The 17,959-nt window shown below is 72.1% G+C and carries 14 protein-coding genes; 8 read left to right on the forward strand and 6 right to left on the reverse strand.

Going from position 1 to position 17,959, the window contains the following annotated elements:
- Positions 1 to 149: 149 nt before the first annotated feature.
- A complete protein-coding gene (locus tag AC3IYI_RS17615) occupies positions 150 to 440 on the reverse strand; it encodes a hypothetical protein (protein WP_489411077.1) in 291 nt (96 codons plus the stop codon).
- A 297-nt stretch (positions 441 to 737) separates the two neighbouring features.
- Between AC3IYI_RS17615 and AC3IYI_RS17620 the strand changes: the two genes are divergently transcribed.
- Positions 738 to 1,718, forward strand: a complete 981-nt coding sequence (locus tag AC3IYI_RS17620; RefSeq protein WP_489411078.1) for a helix-turn-helix transcriptional regulator — start codon at positions 738 to 740, stop codon at positions 1,716 to 1,718.
- A gap of 132 nt (positions 1,719 to 1,850) precedes the next feature.
- Here AC3IYI_RS17620 and AC3IYI_RS17625 read toward each other — a convergent pair whose 3' ends face one another.
- The 3 genes from AC3IYI_RS17625 to AC3IYI_RS17635 all read right to left on the reverse strand — a co-directional run bounded on the left by AC3IYI_RS17625 (position 1,851) and on the right by AC3IYI_RS17635 (position 4,903).
- The gene (locus AC3IYI_RS17625) at positions 1,851 to 2,483 is read right to left on the reverse strand and encodes a sortase domain-containing protein (protein ID WP_489411079.1); all 633 of its coding nucleotides are present in this window, start codon (positions 2,481 to 2,483) and stop codon (positions 1,851 to 1,853) included.
- 254 nt (positions 2,484 to 2,737) lie between these two features.
- Positions 2,738 to 2,947, reverse strand: a complete 210-nt coding sequence (locus AC3IYI_RS17630) for a hypothetical protein (RefSeq protein WP_489411080.1) — start codon at positions 2,945 to 2,947, stop codon at positions 2,738 to 2,740.
- A gap of 105 nt (positions 2,948 to 3,052) precedes the next feature.
- A complete protein-coding gene (locus AC3IYI_RS17635; RefSeq protein WP_489411569.1) occupies positions 3,053 to 4,903 on the reverse strand; it encodes a DUF8823 domain-containing protein in 1,851 nt (616 codons plus the stop codon).
- Here AC3IYI_RS17635 and AC3IYI_RS17640 point away from each other — a divergent pair.
- Entirely contained in the window at positions 4,802 to 5,041 is a 240-nt protein-coding gene (locus AC3IYI_RS17640) for a hypothetical protein (RefSeq protein ID WP_489411922.1), read from the forward strand. The genes AC3IYI_RS17635 and AC3IYI_RS17640 overlap by 102 nt on opposite strands.
- Before the next feature lie 104 nt (positions 5,042 to 5,145).
- Here AC3IYI_RS17640 and AC3IYI_RS17645 read toward each other — a convergent pair whose 3' ends face one another.
- A complete protein-coding gene (locus tag AC3IYI_RS17645; RefSeq protein ID WP_489411081.1) occupies positions 5,146 to 6,960 on the reverse strand; it encodes a D-alanyl-D-alanine carboxypeptidase family protein in 1,815 nt (604 codons plus the stop codon).
- 1,732 nt (positions 6,961 to 8,692) lie between these two features.
- Between AC3IYI_RS17645 and AC3IYI_RS17650 the strand changes: the two genes are divergently transcribed.
- The 3 genes from AC3IYI_RS17650 (at position 8,693) to AC3IYI_RS17660 (ending at position 11,037) form a co-directional block, all read left to right on the forward strand.
- Positions 8,693 to 9,427, forward strand: coding sequence for a GOLPH3/VPS74 family protein (locus AC3IYI_RS17650; protein ID WP_250742596.1), 735 nt, complete (start codon positions 8,693 to 8,695; stop codon positions 9,425 to 9,427).
- 331 nt (positions 9,428 to 9,758) lie between these two features.
- A complete protein-coding gene (locus AC3IYI_RS17655; RefSeq protein WP_243341875.1) occupies positions 9,759 to 10,643 on the forward strand; it encodes a helix-turn-helix domain-containing protein in 885 nt (294 codons plus the stop codon).
- 184 nt (positions 10,644 to 10,827) lie between these two features.
- Entirely contained in the window at positions 10,828 to 11,037 is a 210-nt protein-coding gene (locus AC3IYI_RS17660) for a DUF397 domain-containing protein (RefSeq protein ID WP_489411082.1), read from the forward strand.
- Between the two features lie 185 nt (positions 11,038 to 11,222).
- Here the strand turns inward: AC3IYI_RS17660 and AC3IYI_RS17665 are convergent, their stop codons facing one another.
- Positions 11,223 to 12,068 carry a hypothetical protein gene (locus tag AC3IYI_RS17665; protein ID WP_489411083.1) on the reverse strand — a complete coding sequence of 282 codons (846 nt, stop codon included), beginning with the start codon at positions 12,066 to 12,068 and terminating at the stop codon, positions 11,223 to 11,225.
- Positions 12,069 to 12,196: 128 nt separating this feature from the next.
- On the opposite strand from AC3IYI_RS17665, the gene AC3IYI_RS17670 reads away from it, so the two are divergent.
- From AC3IYI_RS17670 to AC3IYI_RS17680, 3 genes are all read left to right on the forward strand, one after another.
- Positions 12,197 to 13,429, forward strand: coding sequence for an aminotransferase-like domain-containing protein (locus AC3IYI_RS17670; protein ID WP_489411084.1), 1,233 nt, complete (start codon positions 12,197 to 12,199; stop codon positions 13,427 to 13,429).
- Between the two features lie 1,093 nt (positions 13,430 to 14,522).
- On the forward strand, positions 14,523 to 15,311 hold the full coding sequence (locus AC3IYI_RS17675; RefSeq protein WP_489411085.1) for an SDR family oxidoreductase: 789 nt from the start codon (positions 14,523 to 14,525) through the stop codon (positions 15,309 to 15,311).
- A gap of 40 nt (positions 15,312 to 15,351) precedes the next feature.
- Entirely contained in the window at positions 15,352 to 17,949 is a 2,598-nt protein-coding gene (locus AC3IYI_RS17680) for a bifunctional FO biosynthesis protein CofGH (protein WP_489411086.1), read from the forward strand.
- Positions 17,950 to 17,959 lie beyond the last annotated feature (10 nt).

The following is a 17,959-nucleotide window of genomic DNA, read 5'->3' on the forward strand; positions in this document are numbered from 1 at the left end:
TCCTGCTGACGTGATCAAGATTGCCGCAGGTGAAAGGGGTGAACCAGGGTTCTTGGGTGTCCTGGACCCGACATGTCCTACACACGACACGATGCGCTGGGGAGCATCCAACAGGGCGGTCCAACAGGTCAGTTCGGCAGGCCAGTTCGTCAGGCCAGTTCGTCGACGACCAGTAGCGGCACCTCGGCCTTCACCAGGGTCCACGCGTCGGCCCCGTCGATCCGGCGCGCGGCGTGGTTCCAGGCCACCGCGGCCCAGTGTTCGGCGGAGTGGAGGTCAGGGGCCCGGAGGTAGAGGCCGAGCACCGGCTCGCCCTCCGCGCTCACGTGGCGTACGGCCAGTTCGATCGCCGGCTGGACCTCGGAGAGGGCGGCCTCCGCACCGGGTGGCAGGTCGCCCACCCCCTGGGGGGCCCTCAAGTGCACGTGGACCAGATACATGAATCCTCCCGATTAGTTCTCGTTCCCTCACTAAACGTGCCGCATCGGCGGGAAATCCGCCGACACGGGCGGAAAGGGGGCCCAACCGGCGAACCGGCGAGCCGGCGAAACCGGCATCGCCGCATTCGTCGGATCGACCGGATAGCTCCGCCGAATTCGGTGCCGTACACCCTTCGATCGCGCGGCCGGGCAAGCTAGCCTGACGCACGCGCGCAGGCCATGTGAGCTGCGGCGATATGCCATGCAGGGTCTTCCAGGGGTGGGGCGACAATGTTCGGTCGACTAGAGCTCGACGATGTGACCGCATCGGTTTACCGAAGCAAACTGGCCCATCCGCGGGACGGAGTCCTGGAGCTGGCGGAGCGGCTGGGCCTGACCCCGGACGACGTACGCCGCTCACTGGTCCGCCTCAGCGAGATGGCGCTGCTGCGCGGCGGCGGCGAGGGCGACCCCGGACAGGGACGCGCCATCGATCCGCAGCTCGCGCTCCAACTGCTCCAAGCCCGCCAGCAGGCCGAACTCGCCGCCCAGCAGCAGCGGATGGAGGCCACGCGGGCCGCCGTCGTCGACCTGATGGCCGAGATCGCCGACTCCTCGTCGCAGGAATCCTCCAAGTCCGGAATCCGGTACCTGGAAGGCATCGACGCGATCCGGGACCAGATCGAGCTGCTGTCCGCGGGGACCCGCTCCGAGGTGCTGTCGTTCGCCCCCGACTCGCAGATGTCGCCGGCGAGCATCGAGGCGGCCCGGCCGCTTAACCTGCGCAACGTCGAGCAGGGCATCGTGATGCGGACCATCTACCTCGACAGCATCCGCCATGACAACCACGCCCGGGAGTACGCGACGTGGCTGGAAAGCATCGGAGCTCACATCCGCACCAGCCCGGTCCTGCCCAACCGCCTCACCATCGTGGACCGCCGCAGCGCCCTGGTGGCCGTCGACGCGACGAACACCGCGGCCGCGGCGGCCTTGGTCACCAGCCCGGGCCTGATCTCCCTGCTGGTCACGCTCTTCGAGCACATCTGGGAGGCCGCGACCCCGCTCGGGCCGACGGCGGCGCCTTGCGAGCCCGAGCTCCTCACCCGGCAGCAGGCCGCGGTACTGCAGCTCATGGCCGAGGGGCGGACGGACGAATCCATCGCCCACAGCCTGGGCGTCTCCACGCGCACCGTGGGGCGGGTGATCACCGGGCTGCTCGCCCACCTGGGCGTCCGCAGCCGGTTCCAGGCAGGAATGCGCGCGGTCCAGCACGGATACCTGTCGCACTCCCCCCTCTGACACCGGGCATCGCCTTCCTCGTTCTCGTCACCGCCGCCCGCCGACGATAGGTTCCCGCCCCGCCCACGGGTCAAGGAACTGTCTCGTGTGGTCGGGGTCGTGAGGCGGGATCAGGCGGGATCAGGCGGGGGGTCAGGCCACCAGGTCCGCGTAGAGGATCACGTTGTTGGTGCGGTGGCCGTTCTTGATTTCGCCGCCGCAGGTCAGCAGGCGCAGCTCGGGGCGGTTGGTGTCCCCGTAGACCTTGTCGGTGGGGAAGTCCTTCTTGGCGACGTCCTCGATCTCGCGGATCGTGAACCTGGCCGTCCTCCCGTCTTCGCGCGGCACCTCGATCAGGTCGCCGAGCTTGATCTTCTTGACGTTCTTCATCACCGCGGGCCCGTACTTCGTGTCGAAGTGCGCGACGAGGACGGCCGCCCCCTTCTCGCCCGGGGTCACGCCCTGGGTCCACCAGCCCGGGTTGTCCGCGTCGGTGTCCGCGTTCGGTACGCCGAGCTCGCCCGTGGCCGGGTCCACCGCGAGGCCGACCATCTTCTTCGCGTCCACGCCCGCCGCGTCGATCTTCATCCCGGTCGGCTTCGCCCTCGGGAGGGCGGGCGCGCCCTCGCCCGCGGGAGCGGGCGCCGCCGTGCTGCCGACCTCGGGGTCCGGCGGCAGCCCTGCAGCGCTGCCGGCCCCGCTGCCGGCGCCGCACGCCGTGAGGGTCCCGCACGCGGTGAGGGTGGTGAGCGCCGCGGCGGCGGCGGTACGGACAGTGGCGCGCATCAGTGGTTCCCTCGGGTCGGCGTCACCCGCGGTGGCGACGACCACGACGTTACGAGGGTCATGTCCAGGTCGTCCGTCGGTGAGGTAACAGCCGACCGGACACCTCCCCGCGAACCCGTTAAGGGACAGGGACAGAGACAGGGGCAGGGGCAGGGGCAGGGGCAGGGGCAGACGAAAGCCCTTCCGGCTGGAGCCGGAAGGGCCACATCATCAGATTCACGACAGGGAAGCGGGCTCAGACTTCGGCCCCGCCGTCAGCTGAGGCCTCTGCTGCGCTCGCCGATGCGGTCGCCCTGCGGGGTCCCGGCCCGCTTGAGTTCCGCCTTCGTGTGCGCTCCGCCCTTGACCTTGCTCCGGATCGGTCCGGAGAAGCCGTGCGCGTGTTGCACGGCGCGGGGCAGGTTGGTCGCCTCCGCGGCCTTCGCGACAGCCGTATGGAAGTCCTGCTTCTGCTCTTTGCTCATCCCGTCGTCACTCCCTAAAAAGACTCGGGGCACCCAATCGGACTACTCGGATGGTATGCACATAAAGGGCCCGACGCACCCGGACCGGACGTAAAGAATGGTCGATCAAGGACGCGCCGGAGCCGGGCGCTCCGGCGGCCCGAGTACCTCGTAGAGCAGTTCGTCCGGGCACGGGGTGCCCCGCGGGAGCTGGTACTTCGCCGCGATCCGGTACTCCCCCGGCGCCGGGGCCAGCAGCTCCGTCCACTCGTCCCCGGTACCGTCCGAGGCCGCCTTGAACAGGCACCCGGCCGTGTTCGCGAAGACCTTGGGCAAGGCGACCGCACCCTTCGGCGCGGCCTTCGCGGCGGCCTTCGAGGCCTCCGTCTCCTGCGGCGGCTCCACCGGCTTGCCCGCGCCGTCCACCAGGCCCAGCCACGGGGAATGCGGGATGCGCACCATGACCCGTCCGGCCTGCTTCACGTCGATGACCAGCTGGTCGGCGCCGGCGCGCACCACCGTCGCGGGGCCGGCGACCAGGTTCGTCGGGTCCGTGACCTTGAAGAGCTGCCAGTTCGCGTCGCCCCACACCTGCTGGAGGTACGGGAGCCCCTCGCGCACCAGCTTCGCCTCGTCCCGCCCGCCCTCATCGGGTCTGTCGGCGGGCAGCACCACGTAGTGCACGGCCCAGCGCTCCAGCCACTCGCGGTAGCTGCCGGGCGTCAGGGTGTCGTCGTAGAAGACCGGGTTGCGCTCCAGATCGGCCTGCCGGTTCCAGCCGCGCGCGAGGTTCACGTACGCGGGGAAGGCGGAGGACTCGCGGTGGCTGCTGGCCGGGACCACCTCGACGCGGCCCCGGTCGGCGCCCGCCTTCTGGAGCTGGTCCACCAGCGGGGCGAGCTCCCGGCTCCAGGAGGCCAGCGGGGTGGTGCGGACGATGTCGGTGACGCTGTTGACGGTGATCCAGGCGGTCACCCCGGTGAGCGCGAGGAGCAGCCCGTACCAGCGGCGCGTGCGCGGAGCCTCGTACGGGAGGGCCGCGAGCAGCACCACCCCGCCGAACAGCATCGCCAGCCGGGTCACGTTCGAACCGACCTGGGAGTCGATCGCCCAGGTCAGCGCCACCCCCAGGGCGTAGATCGCGGAGGCGGTCCGTACCGACTTCCAGCTCTTCGGTACGAGGAACAGCGCGGCCAGCGCGCACGCGAACGGCAGCGCCGCCGAGATCAGCTTCATCGGCTGCGTCCCCGAGAAGGGGAACAGCCAGGACGACAGCCCGACCACCGCCGCGGGGGCCAGGCCGAGGGCGTACGCGCCCGGGCGCCGGCCGTTCAGGAACAGCGCGGCCGCGATCACCCCGAGGAACAGCCCGGCCACCGGGCTGGAGGCGGTGGCGACCGCCGCGAGCGGAGCCGCCACGGCCGCCTTCGCCCAGCGCCGCTCGGCCCATTTGCGGGGCCAGCAGAAGACGGCGGCGACGGCCCCGAGCGCGAACATCGCGCCGAGACCGAAGGTGACCCGGCCCGACACGGCGTTGCACAGCAGCCCGTACACCCCGGCCAGGGCGGGCCACAGCGGCTCGCGGACGGCGCCGCGGCAGCGGGTCAGGATCATTGCGAGCAGCCCGGCCGAGACCGTACCGGCGATCATCATCGTGGTGCGGACGCCGAGCACGTGCATCACGTACGGCGAGACCACGCTGTACGAGACCGGGTGCATGCCGCCGTACCAGGCCAGGTTGTACGCGGAGTCGGGATGGCGGCCCACGAACTCCGCCCAGGCGTCCTGCGCGGCCAGGTCGCCGCCGCTGTTGGCCACGGCGAAGAACCAGATCAGGTGCAGCAGCCCGGCCAGCGCGGTGGCCACGGCCACCGGATGCCGACGGGCCCAGCCGAGGGCCCGGACGAGGGGCCGGACGAGGGGCCCTCGGAGGGGACCTCCGAGGGCATGGCCGAAGGCACTGCCCTCCGCTGCCAGGGCCTCGGGGTCTCGGAGCGCAGCCTCGTCCCGGCCGTGGCCCTGTTCCTGGCCGTGGCCCTGTTCCTGCCGCTCAGCGGTGGTCACGCCGACGTACTCCCCACTCCGGTCGCCTCGGGTGCGTCCCTCGGTTCGTAGACGCGGTCCGGCACCCCGGGGTTGCCCCCGGAGCGCCGGACCCGCTCCTCGCTCGCTCGTGCGCGGCGTCGGCCGACGCGTGGGCGGTCGGCTCGGCCGGCGCGTCAGCCGACGCGCGTCAGCTTCTTGCCGAGGCCCGGTGCGATGAGGTCGCTCTGCAGCGCCACCGGCACCTTGACCTGGCTGGCGCCCTCGCCGACGGTCAGCATGCCGATCTCCGAGCCCGCCCTGGCGGTCTGCGGGAGCTGGCCGGCGCCGTCTGCCAGCTTCGTGGAGATGGTGAGGGTCGGCCAGCCGACCGCTTCCACGTCGGCGGTGGCCACGACCGGGACGCGGGTCCCGAGTCCGTCGTCCACGTAGCCGACGACATCACCCTTCTTGACGACGGGCGCGGCCTTGAGCATCTTCTGCGTGGCGAGCAGGATGTCCTTGCTCGCCGCGATCGCGGTGCCGAGGATCGGCACGCCGTGCTGGCCGAGGACCGCTCCGACGATCAGCTGGTCGGTCTTGCCGACCTCCTTGTGGGCGGCGAAGAGCAGGTTGCCGCCGGCCTTGGTGGTGGAGCCGGTCTTGATGCCGAGCGAGCCGTTGTACGGAACCAGGTCGTTGTAGTTCCGCCACTTCTTGCCCGAGGGGTCGGTCCACGACGGCTGCCTCGTGATCGCGATCAGCTCCGGCATCTCGACGATCTTGAGGCCGAGCTTGACCTGGTCCTCGGCGGTGCTGACCGTGGTCGCGTCCAGACCCGAGGGGTCCGTGTACGTGGTGTTGGTCATGCCGAGTTCCCTGGCGGTGTCGTTCATCTTCTTGACGAACGCCTCCTGCCCGCCGTCCCAGCGCGCGAGCAGCCGCGCGACGTTGTTGGCGGACGGGATCATGATCGCGGAGAGGGCGTCCTTCTGTGAGATCTTGTCGCCCTCCTTCAGGTTGTTGACCGTGGACTCGCCCTCGGTCTCCTTCTTGCCGTCCTCGACCGCCGTCTTGTCGACGGGGATCATCTCCCCCGCCTCCCCCTTCTTCATGGGGAAGTCCTTGAGGATGACGTAGGCGGTCATGGCCTTGGCGACACTGCCGATCGCCACGGGCTTCTGCTCGCCGAAGGACCCGACGGTGCCGAGGCCGGCCGCGGCCATGTAGGCCTGGCCCTCCTTCGGCCACGGCAGGTTCGGGGCGCCGCCCTCGAAGGTGTACGAGGTGTTGGCGGTCACCTTCAGCGTCGGAGTGGGCAGCGGGCGCACGAGCTGGACGACGGCGAGGATCACCGCGAGGAGCACGAGGATCGGCGCGTAGATCTTGAACCGGCGGACGGCGGTGCGGGCCGCGCTCGGCGGCGGGGGCGGGTTGTTGGTGAGGTCCGCCAGCATGTCGAGCGGCGGCTTGGGCGGCAGCGGCTGCTGCGTGGTCCGCTCCGGGGACTCGTGCGTGACGGGGGTCCGCATCCCGGCGGGTACCCCGGTCCGTCCCGGAGCCGCACCCGGAGCCTGCGCCTGAGCCGGGGTGGATGCGGTCCTCGGAGTACCGGGGGCGGGGGGCGCGCCCGGGGTGGGCCGCGCGGGCACGTCGTCGCCGCGCAGCGGTACGAAGGTGCTCGCCCGCTCCCCGCCAACGCCACGCGGGGCCCCCGCCTGAGCGGCACCCTTGCCCTGCCGGGCGGTGCCGGGGTCGGCGGTGCCGCTGCCCTGCCGGGCGGTGCCGGGGTCGGCGGTGCCGCTGCCCTGCCGGGCTGCGCCGGGGTCGGCCGTCCCGGGCTTGATGGCCCGGAACACGGCGGTCCGCTCGCTGTCGGCTGGCTCGCCTGCGGCCGGAGCGGCCGGAGCCGGGGGCTTGACCGCCCGGAACACAGCCGTCCGCTCGCTGTCCTCCGCCTGGCCGCCCGGAGCGGACCCGGCCCCGGAGCCGGGCTTGACCGCCCGGAACACGGCGGTCTGCTCACTGTCGACGGGCTCACCGGAGCCGGAGCCGGAGCCGCCCGGGGTGCGCGGGTCACCGGAGGCGCCCGGGGTACGCGGGTCACCGGAGGCGGCAGGGGTACGCGAAGGCGTCTGCCCACCGGGGGCCCTCTGGCCGCCCGGGGCGCCCGAAGGGGTCCGGGTAGTACCAGAGGCCGGCGTGCCCGGGGCCGGGGTACCCGAAGCCGGAGTACCCGAGCCCTTGGTACCCGAAGCCGGAATGCCCGAAGCCGGAGTACCCGAGCCCTTGGTACCCGAGGCCGGAGTACCCGAGGCCGGAGTACCCGAGCCCTTGGTACCCGAAGCCGGAATACCCGAGCCCGGAGTACCCGAGCCCTTGGTACCCGAAGCCGGAGTACCGGGGGCCGGCGTGCCCGAAGTCGGGGCGGTCGTCGTGCGGAACGCGGACGTGCGCTCGCTGTCGGCGGGTGCAGGCGCGGGCGCCGAAGCGGAACCCGCCGGGCGGCCGGTGGTGGCCGGCGGCGGCGTGACCGTACGGAACACCGCGGTGCGCTCGCTATCGACCGAGCCGGAGCCTGCCGCGGGCTCGCCCGAGGCGCCGCGCGCCCGGTCGGCGCCGGAAGCGGAATCCGCGGGCAGACCCGTACCGGCGGGAGGCGTCACCGTGCGGAACGAGGCCGTACGGTCGCTCCCGGCCGGCTCGGCGGCAGCCGCGGGCACGCCCTGGGCAACACCCGAAGCGGAACCCGTGGAGCGGTCCGCATCGGCCGGCGGAGTCACGGCACGAAAGGCAGTCGTACGCTCGCCGCCCACGGGCGCTGCCGAGGAGTCGTCCCCCGCAGCAGAACCAGAACCGGAACCCGCGGAGCGGCCCACATCGGCCGGCGGAGTCACGGCACGAAACGCAGTCGTACGCTCGCCGCCCACGGCAGCTGCCGAGGAGTCGGCCCCCGCAGCAGAACCGGAAGCGGAAGCGGAAGGTGCAGGCTGGTCGGCGGGTGCCGGAGGTGTCGCGGTACGGGACTTGGCCGTGCTCCCACCATCGGCGGGGGCGGCTGCGCCCCGGGCACCCGAGGCGCCCTCACGCTCTGAAGCGGAATCAGCAGAGGGAGAGGGAACGGGAGGAGCGGAATCGGCGGTCGGGGGCGTCACGGTGCGGAACACCGCCGTGCGCTCACTCTCGGCCGGGCCGGCGGCAGCGGACTCGCCACCCCCGGACCCCGAAGCGGATTCTGAAGGCGAAGGCGACGGCGAAGCCGAGCCAGGAGCCGAACCCGCGGCACCGGCACCCGCACCCGCACCCGCGGGCAGGGCCTTGGAGACCTCGGTCTGCTCGCCCGGCGCGGCCGGCGCGGCCTGCTCGGACGGCTCGTCCCCGTCCCCGGCCGTGGCCACCCACGCGGCCACCGCCTCCCGCAGCGGATCGCGCTCCGCGGACCCGTCCTCCGACTCCCTCGGCCGGAACAGCGACGCCCTCGGGTCACGCCCCTCGGACGACTCCGCCGTCCCCGACGTTCCTTCATCAACCGACTTGTCGGGGGACTCGCCCGCCACCAGTTCCTCCTCGATCGCCTTCACGTCCGGCTGTCCGAATGTCTAACAGTGTCCCGTCTAGGGGGCATCGCCCCCGTGCTAGACGAGAACGACATAGCTGATAGTTCCCCCACAAAGCGGCCAGGCGCTCTCGACAGATGAATGTGAGAGGCGTCACCCTGTCACTCATCCACGCGGGGAGGCATGGATGGGCAAGAGCCGCAGAACGATTCCGGAGGAGCTTTTGCTGCTCGCCTTGGACCCGGCCACGGGTACCACGGCGCAGCCGCAGTCGCTCGACCTCGGCCTGGCCGGGGCACAGCTAGTGGAGCTGGCTCTGGCAGGACGGATAGCCCCTGATGGGGATCGTATCGCCGTGGTGATGCCACGGCCGACAGGAGATCCGACTCTGGACTCCGCACTGGAACTGCTGCGCAGGCGCGGCAGCCCGGTTCGGGCGGTCCACTGGATCGGCGGACCCCGACTGGGGCTCCGTCAGATTTACCTCGCTCACCTGGAGCGTTGCGGCATGGTCCATGCCGTCGCGGGCCAGATGTGCGGGGTGCTGCCGACGACTCGCTACCAAGCGACCGACACAGCGATCAGCCGGGAGATCCGTGGCCGGCTGGACAGTGCGATCCGCACCGGTGTACCGCCGGACCCGCGGACCGCGGCGCTTGCCGCACTGGCCCACGCGGTCGGACTCGGCAAGCACCTGTACCCCGGCAACGAGGGGCGGTCGTCCAGGTCCCGGCTCCGGGACCTGATCCGGCACGACCCGATGGGCGGACTGGTGGCTCACGCCGTCATGGACGTCCAGAACGGCGTGGCCGCACAGCCGCGCCGCGACCGGGCACCGGCCCAGCCCGCCCGGGCAACGGCGGCAGCCGTTCCGCTGCAGCCGCGCCGGACCGGTGCGATGGCCCGCGCGGCCGCGCACTGACCCACCGGCGGGGCACGCAGCACGGGCAGGACAGGGCAAGGCAAGGCAGGACAGCAAGCCAGCGCAAGCCAGTACAAGCACCACCCGCAGGACCGCAGCACACGTAACGCCATCACCGTGGCCGACGTCCCCAGGACCCGGCCCGGAAGCCGCCAGCGCGCGGGGTGGCGAGGCCGGTACGCCGGCCCCGCCGCCCCGCGCGTTTGCTTTTCCGGGCCGATCCGGACCGATCCGGACCGTTCCCCAGCGAGGTCACACGCTTCGGTGGCAGTCTGCTCACCATCAGACACGCAGAGAGACAGCACGAGAAGAAGGCGGAGGTGCCGTTCACGTGGCGTCCAATGTCAATCCCACCGTCCGACGCCGCCGACTGGGCATGGAGTTGCGCAAACTGCGCGAGGACAAAGGCATGACGGCCGAGCAGGTCGCGGAACGCCTGCTCGTCTCCCAGTCGAAGATCAGCCGGCTGGAGAACGGCCGCCGTTCCATCAGTCAGCGCGACGTCCGCGATCTGTGCGACGTCTACGAGGTCGAAGACCGGCGGCTCGTCGACTCCCTCATGCAAATGGCCAAGGATTCCCGCCAGCAGGGCTGGTGGCACGCCTTCGGCGACATCCCGTACAGCGTCTACATCGGCCTGGAGACGGACGCCGCCAGCCTGCGCACCTACGAACCCCTGGTGATCCCGGGCCTGCTCCAGACCCCGGAGTACGCCCAGTCGCTCGTCCGCGGCGCGTGGCCGGAGACGGCTCCCGTCGACGTGGAGAAGCGCGTCCAGGTCCGGATGCACCGCCAGAAGCGGCTCCACGAGACCGAGAACAGCAATCCCGAGATCGGACCGCTGCGCCTGTGGGCGGTCATCGACGAGGCCGCCCTGCGACGGCACGTGGGCGATGCGCAGCTCATGATCCGGCAGCTGGAGTTCCTGATAGAGCAGTCGGAGAAGCCGCACGTCACGGTCCAGGTGATGCCGTTCTCGGTGGGCGCCCACCCGGGCGTCAACGGCCAGTACGCCATTCTGGAATTCCCGGACGCGTCGGACTCGACGGTGGTCTACATCGAAGGCGTGACGAGCGACCTGTACCTGGAGAAGGCCAACGACGTCCAGAAATACAGCGTGATGTACGAACATCTGCGCGCACAGGCCCACAACGTGGACCAGACGAGGCAGTTCATCGCGCAGATCATCGAGGACTTCGCGGGCAAGGGGAAATGAGGTCCTGCGAAAAGGCCGGTACGGTACACCGTCACTCCCCGGCGGCAGAAGACCTGAATGGAATATGCCACTCGGTCGGGTGAACGCCCCCTTCGCACAACGGGAGCTGCGGGTAGCGTCGATCACGTCAGCCGGAGCAATGGCCGACATGACACCGGAACCACTCGCTGAACCGGAGAGAAACATGGCTATTCGTCAAGGTGCAACGGAAAACTGGACCAAGTCCTCGTACTCCGCCAACGGCGCCTGCGTCGAGGTCAAGTCCCCCGTCATGGAAGCCATCGCGGTCCGCGACTCGAAGGCGCAGGACGGTCCGTCCCTCACCTTCGCGCCCGGCTCCTGGACCTCGTTCGTCACCGAGGTGACCGAGGGCCGCCTGGGACGCCTCGCCTGAACATCGAGGCGCCCCTCCCAGCCAACCGTCACACGACAAGCGCCACCAGCTCCATCGCACGACCTGCACCACCAGAACCACCTGCACCACTGACTGGAGCCCTCTCGACCGGCCCGCCGTCGCCTGCCGAGGGGGCTCGGCCATGTCCGGACCCCAGCCCCCGGACCCCAGCCCCAGCCCCAGCCCTACCTCAGCTGATCGACGTACCGGTCCGTACCCGGCACCGTCGGGATGAAGGGCGCCACCAGCTCCACCCGCCCCAGCCCCGACTCCGCGACCTCCGTGTCCAACCCCTGGAAGCGGTCCCAGCACTCGCGCGGGTCGGCCTCCAGGAACCACAGCAGGGTCAGCCGGGTGTCGACCCCCTCCACCTGCTTGACGTACGTCATCCGGTCCCCGGGCAGCGGCGTCGGCCGGAAGACCGTGACCATCGCGGCCGGTGACCCGGCCAGCCGCTTCGGCAGGGCGCGCGAGCGCAGCCACTCCAGCAGCTCGGCCCGCCGCTCCGGGCCCTCCGCGTCGATGACCTGGACCACGAGCCCGCCGTACGGGTGGTCGAGGGCGTGGAAGTCGCGGGGGCCGGCGGCGCCGTCCCGGTAGACGGTGGCCTCGTGGTCCTGGAACGCGGTGAAGACGTGGGTGCGGTCCTGATAGACCCGGCCGTCGCGGTTGAGGCGCTTGTTGATGCCGACGGTCCACTTCATGTGCTCGTCGTAGCGGCCCTCGGTGACCCAGTAGGTGGAGATGTAGCACCCGGCGGTCACGGGCTGGGCCACGGCCGACTTCTCCGGGTAGCGCAGCTCCTGGAGCTCGCGGGTGGCGACCCAGCGGCGGCCGGCGTACATCCAGGGCATGGCCATGGCGCCGGCGTAGTAGTGGTCGTCCTCGTACCAGCGGTTGTACGCGAACTCGTGGCCCGGGTGCGGCTCGACCATGGTGATCAGCGCGTGGCCGGGGTGGACTCCGTAGGGGCCGACCGAGGCGAGCTCGGCGTAGTCGTCGGCCCGGGTGTTCCGCTCGTCTGCTGTCATGGGAGACGGTCTAGCTGATGCAACGTCAGATAGGGAGCCCCTAGCGGCCGTTCAGTATCCGATACATAGGTGCCGTCTACACCTTCCCGCCGCTACGATGCGCGCACCCGCCTCCCGAAGGAGCTCCCGTGCCCGCTCCCGTGCCCGCCTCAGCGCCCACAGCCGGCGCCGTCCTCGCCCCCGCCCCCGCCCCCGCCCCTCCGCCGCCCTTCGCCGCCCGGATCCGTACGACCTCCCCCTCCGCCGTGCGCGAGATCCTCGCCGTCACCGCCCAGCCCGGCATGATCTCCTTCGCCGGCGGCCTGCCCGCGCCCGAACTCTTCGACGCCGAGGGCCTGCGGACCGCGTACGACTCCGCCTTCGCGCGGTCCGCCCGCCGCGCCCTCCAGTACTCGACCACCGAGGGCGTCCCCGAGCTGCGCGCGGCGGTGGCGGCCCGGATCGGCCGCCGGGGGCTGGCGACCACCGGGGACGACCTGCTGATCACCACCGGCTCCCAGCAGGGACTCAATCTGCTCACGACCGCGCTGATCGAGCCGGGCGACGCGGTGCTCGTCGAGAACCCCACCTACCTGGCGGCGCTCCAGGGGTTCCAGCTCGCCGGCGCCCGGGTCATCCCCGTCCCCTGCGACGACGAGGGCATCCTCCCGGACGCGCTGGCGGAGCTCGTAGCCCGCGAACGCCCCAAACTCCTCTACACGATCCCCACCTTCCAGAACCCGACCGGCCGCACCCTCCCCGCCGGCCGCCGCGCGGAGATCGCATCGCTCGCGGCCCGTCTCGGACTGTGGCTGCTGGAGGACGACCCGTACGGAGACCTCCGCTACGAGGGCCGCGAACTGCCCTGGCTCGCCGCGCACCCGGGGGCCGAGGACCGCACCGTGCTCCTCGGCAGCTTCTCGAAGGTGATGGCCCCCGGGCTCCGGCTCGGCTGGCTGCGCGCCCCGGCCGCGCTGCTGCGCGGCGCGGTGCTCGCGAAGCAGGCGGCGGACCTGCACACCTCGACGCTCGACCAGCTGGCGGCGGCGGAGTACCTGCGGACGGCGGACCTGGACGCGCACGTGGCCCGCGTGCGCGACGCGTACCGGATCCGGCGCGACGCCCTCCTGTCGGGCCTGGCCGCCGCGCTCCCGCCGGGCTCCACGTGGAACCGCCCGGAGGGCGGCATGTTCGTCTGGGCCCGCCTCCCCGAGGGCCACGACGCGAGCGCCCTGTTCCGCGCGGCGACCTCCCGGGGCGTCGCCTTCGTCCCCGGAGCCCCCTTCTTCGCCGCGACCCCGGACCCCCGAACCCTGCGCCTGTCGTTCACGACGCACACGCCAAAAGAAATCAAGGAAGGCCTACACCGCCTGACCCAGTAGCCACCTACCCGGCCGCCCACCCGGCTGCCCGGCCGGCTGCCCGCCCACCCGGCTGCCCGGCTGCCCGCCCACCCGGCTGCCCGGCCGCCTGCCGCTGCCCGGACTGCCTGCCCACCTGCCCGCCCAGCTGCCCAGCTGCCCGCCTGCCGCCGCCCAGCCGCCCTGCGGGGCAGAGTCCCCGACCCGCCCTTCCACCATCCCCCAGACTCCGTCCGGGGGGACCCCCAGCCGGGCCAGCCCGGACCCGCGCCTCAAACGCCGGCGAGGCTGGGGATGCCACCGGGCTCCGCCCGAACCCGGTCCTCAAACGCCGGACGGGCTGGGAACCGGACCGGCTGGGAAGGGGTCCCGGGCTGCGCCCAGACCCCTGGGGCTCCGCCCCAGACCCCGGTCCTCAAACGCCGGACGGCTGGATTGGCGCGGGCGGGCTGGATTAGCGCGGGCGGGCTGGACAACCCCAGACCCGGCGCCTCAACGCCGGACAGCCCGAAGGCGAGGCCCCGGGCTCCGCCCCAGGGGTCCGGTCCTCAAACATCGGACGGCTGGATTAGCGCGGGCGGGCTGGAACGCCCCGGACCCCGCGCCGCGAACACCGGACGAACGGCCGGAAAGCCCGACCCCCGGCCCTCAACTCCGGACCGGAGGACTGAAAAGCCGGGCCCCGGCCCTCAACGCCGGACGGCGCAAAGGATCCCGCCGGGCCGGACGGCTGAGAAGCCCACCCGTCGGCGGGGCTGGGGGTCGGCCCGGGCCGGGGACGGGGGCGGGGTGGGGTGTTGGCCTGGACGTAAAGCGTGATTTGTGGCGCAGGTACATCCCGCGCCCTGTCGAACGTAAAGCACAGGGCGCCTAAATCATGCAGTCCAGGCCGACACCCCACCCCGACCCCGGCACCGGCCCACCCCCGCAGCCCCGGCCCACGCCGGCCACACCCCAGCCCCGCCGGCGTTTGAGGCGCAGGGGCCCGGGGACCGGTCCCCGGCAACGGCGCCGCACGAGGCGACCGCCCCCACCCCACCCCTTCCCTCCCCGCCCCCCGCCCCGTAGCCTGACGCACCGTCAGAAACAGACCGGCGTCCAGGAGGCCCGCACCATGTCGCTGCTGCTGCAAGGCAAAACCGTCATCGTCTCCGGCGTAGGCGCCGGCCTCGGCCACCAGGTCGCCGCCACCGTCGTCCGCGACGGCGGCAACGCCGTGCTCGGGGCCCGGACCGAGGCGAACCTCGCCAAGGCCGCCGCCGAGATCGACCCCGACGGCACGCACACCGCGTACCTGCCGACCGACATCTCCGACGAGCGCCAGTGCGAGGCCCTCGCCGCCCTCGCCCAGGACCGCTTCGGCGGAGTCGACGCCGTCGTCCACGTCGCCGCCTGGGACTCGTACTTCGGCGGCCTCCAGGACGCCGACTTCGGCACCTGGCAGCAGATCCTCGACGTGAACCTCCTCGGCACCCTGCGCATGACCCGCGCCTGCCTGCCCGCGCTGAAGCGAACCGGCGGCTCCGTCGTCATCATCGGCACCCAGTCCGCCATCGCCGCCCCCAACGAGGTGCAGCAGGCCGCCTACGCCGCCTCCAAGGGCGCCCTGACCTCCGCCATGTACTCCATGGCCCGCGAGCTCGGCCCGCACCGCATCCGCGTGAACACCGTGCTCCCCGGCTGGATGTGGGGGCCCCCGGTGCAGGCCTTCGTCACCTTCACCGCGCACACCGAAGGCGTCCCCGAAGCCGACGTCCACTCCCGCCTCACCGACCGCATGGCGCTGCCCGATCTGGCCACCGACGGGGACGTCGCGGACGCCGCCGCCTTCCTCGCATCGGACCGCGCACGGGCGATAACCGGCCAGTCCCTGCTGGTCAACGCCGGAGAGCTGATGCGATGAGCCCCACCGCACCCCCGCGAGCGGATCGTATGCTCGGGCCATGACCACTCCGAGTGACGCTCCGACCGAGAACTCGATGCGCCGCGCGCTCCGCCGCGCCCGCGACGGCGTCGCGCTCGACGCGACCGAGGCGACCGTACTCCTGCAGGCGCGCGGCGAGGCCCTGAAGGACCTCGCCGCGTCCGCCGCCCGGGTGCGGGACTCCGGACTCGAAGCCGCCGGCCGGCCCGGCGTCATCACGTACTCGCGCAAGGTGTTCATCCCCCTCACCCGCCTGTGCCGCGACAAGTGCCACTACTGCACCTTCGTCACGGTCCCGGGCAAGCTCCGCCGCGAGGGCCACGGCATGTACCTCTCCCCCGACGAGGTCCTCGACATAGCCCGCCAGGGCGCGGCCATGGGCTGCAAGGAGGCCCTGTTCACGCTCGGCGACCGGCCCGAGGACCGCTGGCCCGAGGCCCGCGAGTGGCTCGACGCGCACGGCTACGACGACACCCTCGCCTACGTGCGCGCCATGGCCATCCGCGTCCTGGAGGAGACGGGTCTCCTCCCCCACCTCAACCCCGGCGTCCTGAGCTGGTCGGATCTCCAGCGGCTCAAGCCCGTCGCCCCCTCGATGGGGATGATGCTGGAGACGACCGCCACCCGGCTGTGGTCCGAGCCCGGCGGCCCCCACCACGGCTCCCCCGACAAGGACCCGGCCGTGCGGCTGCGCGTCCTCGAAGACGCGGGCCGCTCCAACGTGCCCTTCACCACCGGGGTGCTGATCGGCATCGGCGAATCCTACGAGGAGCGCGCGGACGCCTTCTTCGAGCTGCGCCGCATCCAGCGCAGCTACCACGGCATCCAGGAAGTCATCGTCCAGAACTTCCGGGCCAAGCCGGACACGGCCATGCGCGGCATGCCCGACGCGGAGCTGGAGGAGCTCGCGGCGGCCATCGCCGTGGCCCGCCACATCCTCGGCCCCAGCGCCCGCATCCAGGCCCCGCCGAACCTGGTGGACTCCGAGTACGCGCTGCTCATCGGCGCCGGCATCGACGACTGGGGCGGGGTCTCCCCGCTGACCCCCGACCACGTGAACCCCGAGCGCCCCTGGCCGCACATCGAGGAGCTCGCCGAGCGCACCGCGGCCGCCGGCTTCGAGCTCCGCGAACGGCTCACCATCTACCCGGAGTTCCTCCAGCGCGGCGAGCCCTGGCTGGACCCGCGCCTGCTGCCGCACGTACGCGCCCTGGCCGATGCGCAGACCGGGCTCGCGGACGAGGCCGCGAAGGTCGAGGGCCGGCCGTGGCAGGAGCCGGACGAGGCCTTCACCGCCTACGGCCGCACCGACCTGCACACCACCATCGACACGCAGGGCCGTACCGGCGACCGGCGCGACGACTTCGACGAGGTCTACGGCAACTGGGAGGCCCTGCGCGAGGCCGCGGCCCCCGGCATGGTCCCCGATCCCGAGCGCATCGACACCGACGTACGGGCGGCGCTCGCGCAGGCCGCCGACGACCCGACGAAGCTCACCGACGAGCAGGCGCTCGCCCTGCTGCACGCGGACGGCCCGGCGCTGGACGCCCTCTGCCGGATCGCGGACGACCTGCGCAAGTCGGTGGTGGGCGAGGACGTCACGTACATCGTGACCCGCAACATCAACTTCACCAACGTCTGTTACACCGGCTGCCGCTTCTGCGCCTTCGCGCAGCGCCGCACGGACGCGGACGCGTACACCCTCTCGCTCGACCAGGTCGCCGACCGGGCCGCCCAGGCCTGGGACGTGGGCGCGGTCGAGGTCTGCATGCAGGGCGGCATCCACCCGGACCTGCCCGGCACGGCCTACTTCGACATCGCGCGGGCGGTGAAGGAGCGCGTGCCCGGCATGCACGTGCACGCCTTCTCCCCGATGGAGGTCGTCAACGGCGCGACGCGCACGGGGATGTCGGTACGGGACTGGCTGACGGCGGCCAAGGAGGCCGGCCTCGACTCGATCCCGGGCACGGCGGCGGAGATCCTGGACGACGAGGTCCGCTGGGTCCTCACCAAGGGCAAGCTGCCTACGGCGGACTGGATCGACGTGGTCTCCACCGCCCACGAACTGGGCATCCGCTCCTCCTCCACCATGATGTACGGCCACGTGGACCAGCCCCGGCACTGGCTGGGCCACTTCCGCACGCTGGCCCGCATGCAGCAGGACGCGCACGCGAAGGGTGTCGAGGGCTTCACGGAGTTCGTGACGCTGCCCTTCATCCACACCAACGCCCCCGTCTACCTGGCGGGCATCGCCCGCCCCGGCCCGACGGTTCGCGACAACCGCGCGGTGACGGCCATGGCCCGGATCCTGCTCCACCCGCACATCACCAACATCCAGACCAGCTGGGTGAAGCTGGGCTCGGAGGGCGCGGCCGAGATGCTGCGCTCGGGCGCCAACGACCTGGGCGGGACCCTGATGGAGGAGACCATCTCCCGGATGGCCGGCTCCAGCTACGGCTCGTACAAGTCGGTCCAGGACCTGATCGCCGTCGCCGAGGCGGCCGGCCGGCCCGCGAAGGCCCGTACGACCCTCTACGGGGAGGTCCCGGAGGAACGCCAGGCGGCGGCCCGCGCCTCGGACGGCCACCTGCCGGAGCTGCTGCCGGTCCTGGACTGACGCGGACCGA

The sequence above is a fragment of the Streptomyces sp. GL_148 genome (assembly GCF_057834205.1).

What these genes read in the sequence shown, in the direction of transcription:
- AC3IYI_RS17650 (WP_250742596.1), top strand. Translation starts at nt 8,693, where the DNA reads ATGGGCAAGAGCCGCAGAACGATTCCGGAGGAGCTTTTGCTGCTCGCC.
- AC3IYI_RS17675 (WP_489411085.1), top strand. Translation starts at nt 14,523, where the DNA reads ATGTCGCTGCTGCTGCAAGGCAAAACCGTCATCGTCTCCGGCGTAGGC.
- AC3IYI_RS17625 (WP_489411079.1), bottom strand. Translation starts at nt 2,483, where the DNA reads ATGCGCGCCACTGTCCGTACCGCCGCCGCCGCGGCGCTCACCACCCTC.
- AC3IYI_RS17630 (WP_489411080.1), bottom strand. Translation starts at nt 2,947, where the DNA reads ATGAGCAAAGAGCAGAAGCAGGACTTCCATACGGCTGTCGCGAAGGCC.
- AC3IYI_RS17665 (WP_489411083.1), bottom strand. Translation starts at nt 12,068, where the DNA reads ATGACAGCAGACGAGCGGAACACCCGGGCCGACGACTACGCCGAGCTC.
- AC3IYI_RS17680 (WP_489411086.1), top strand. Translation starts at nt 15,352, where the DNA reads ATGACCACTCCGAGTGACGCTCCGACCGAGAACTCGATGCGCCGCGCG.
- AC3IYI_RS17615 (WP_489411077.1), bottom strand. Translation starts at nt 440, where the DNA reads ATGTATCTGGTCCACGTGCACTTGAGGGCCCCCCAGGGGGTGGGCGAC.
- AC3IYI_RS17660 (WP_489411082.1), top strand. Translation starts at nt 10,828, where the DNA reads ATGGCTATTCGTCAAGGTGCAACGGAAAACTGGACCAAGTCCTCGTAC.
- AC3IYI_RS17640 (WP_489411922.1), top strand. Translation starts at nt 4,802, where the DNA reads ATGCCGACGGGCCCAGCCGAGGGCCCGGACGAGGGGCCGGACGAGGGG.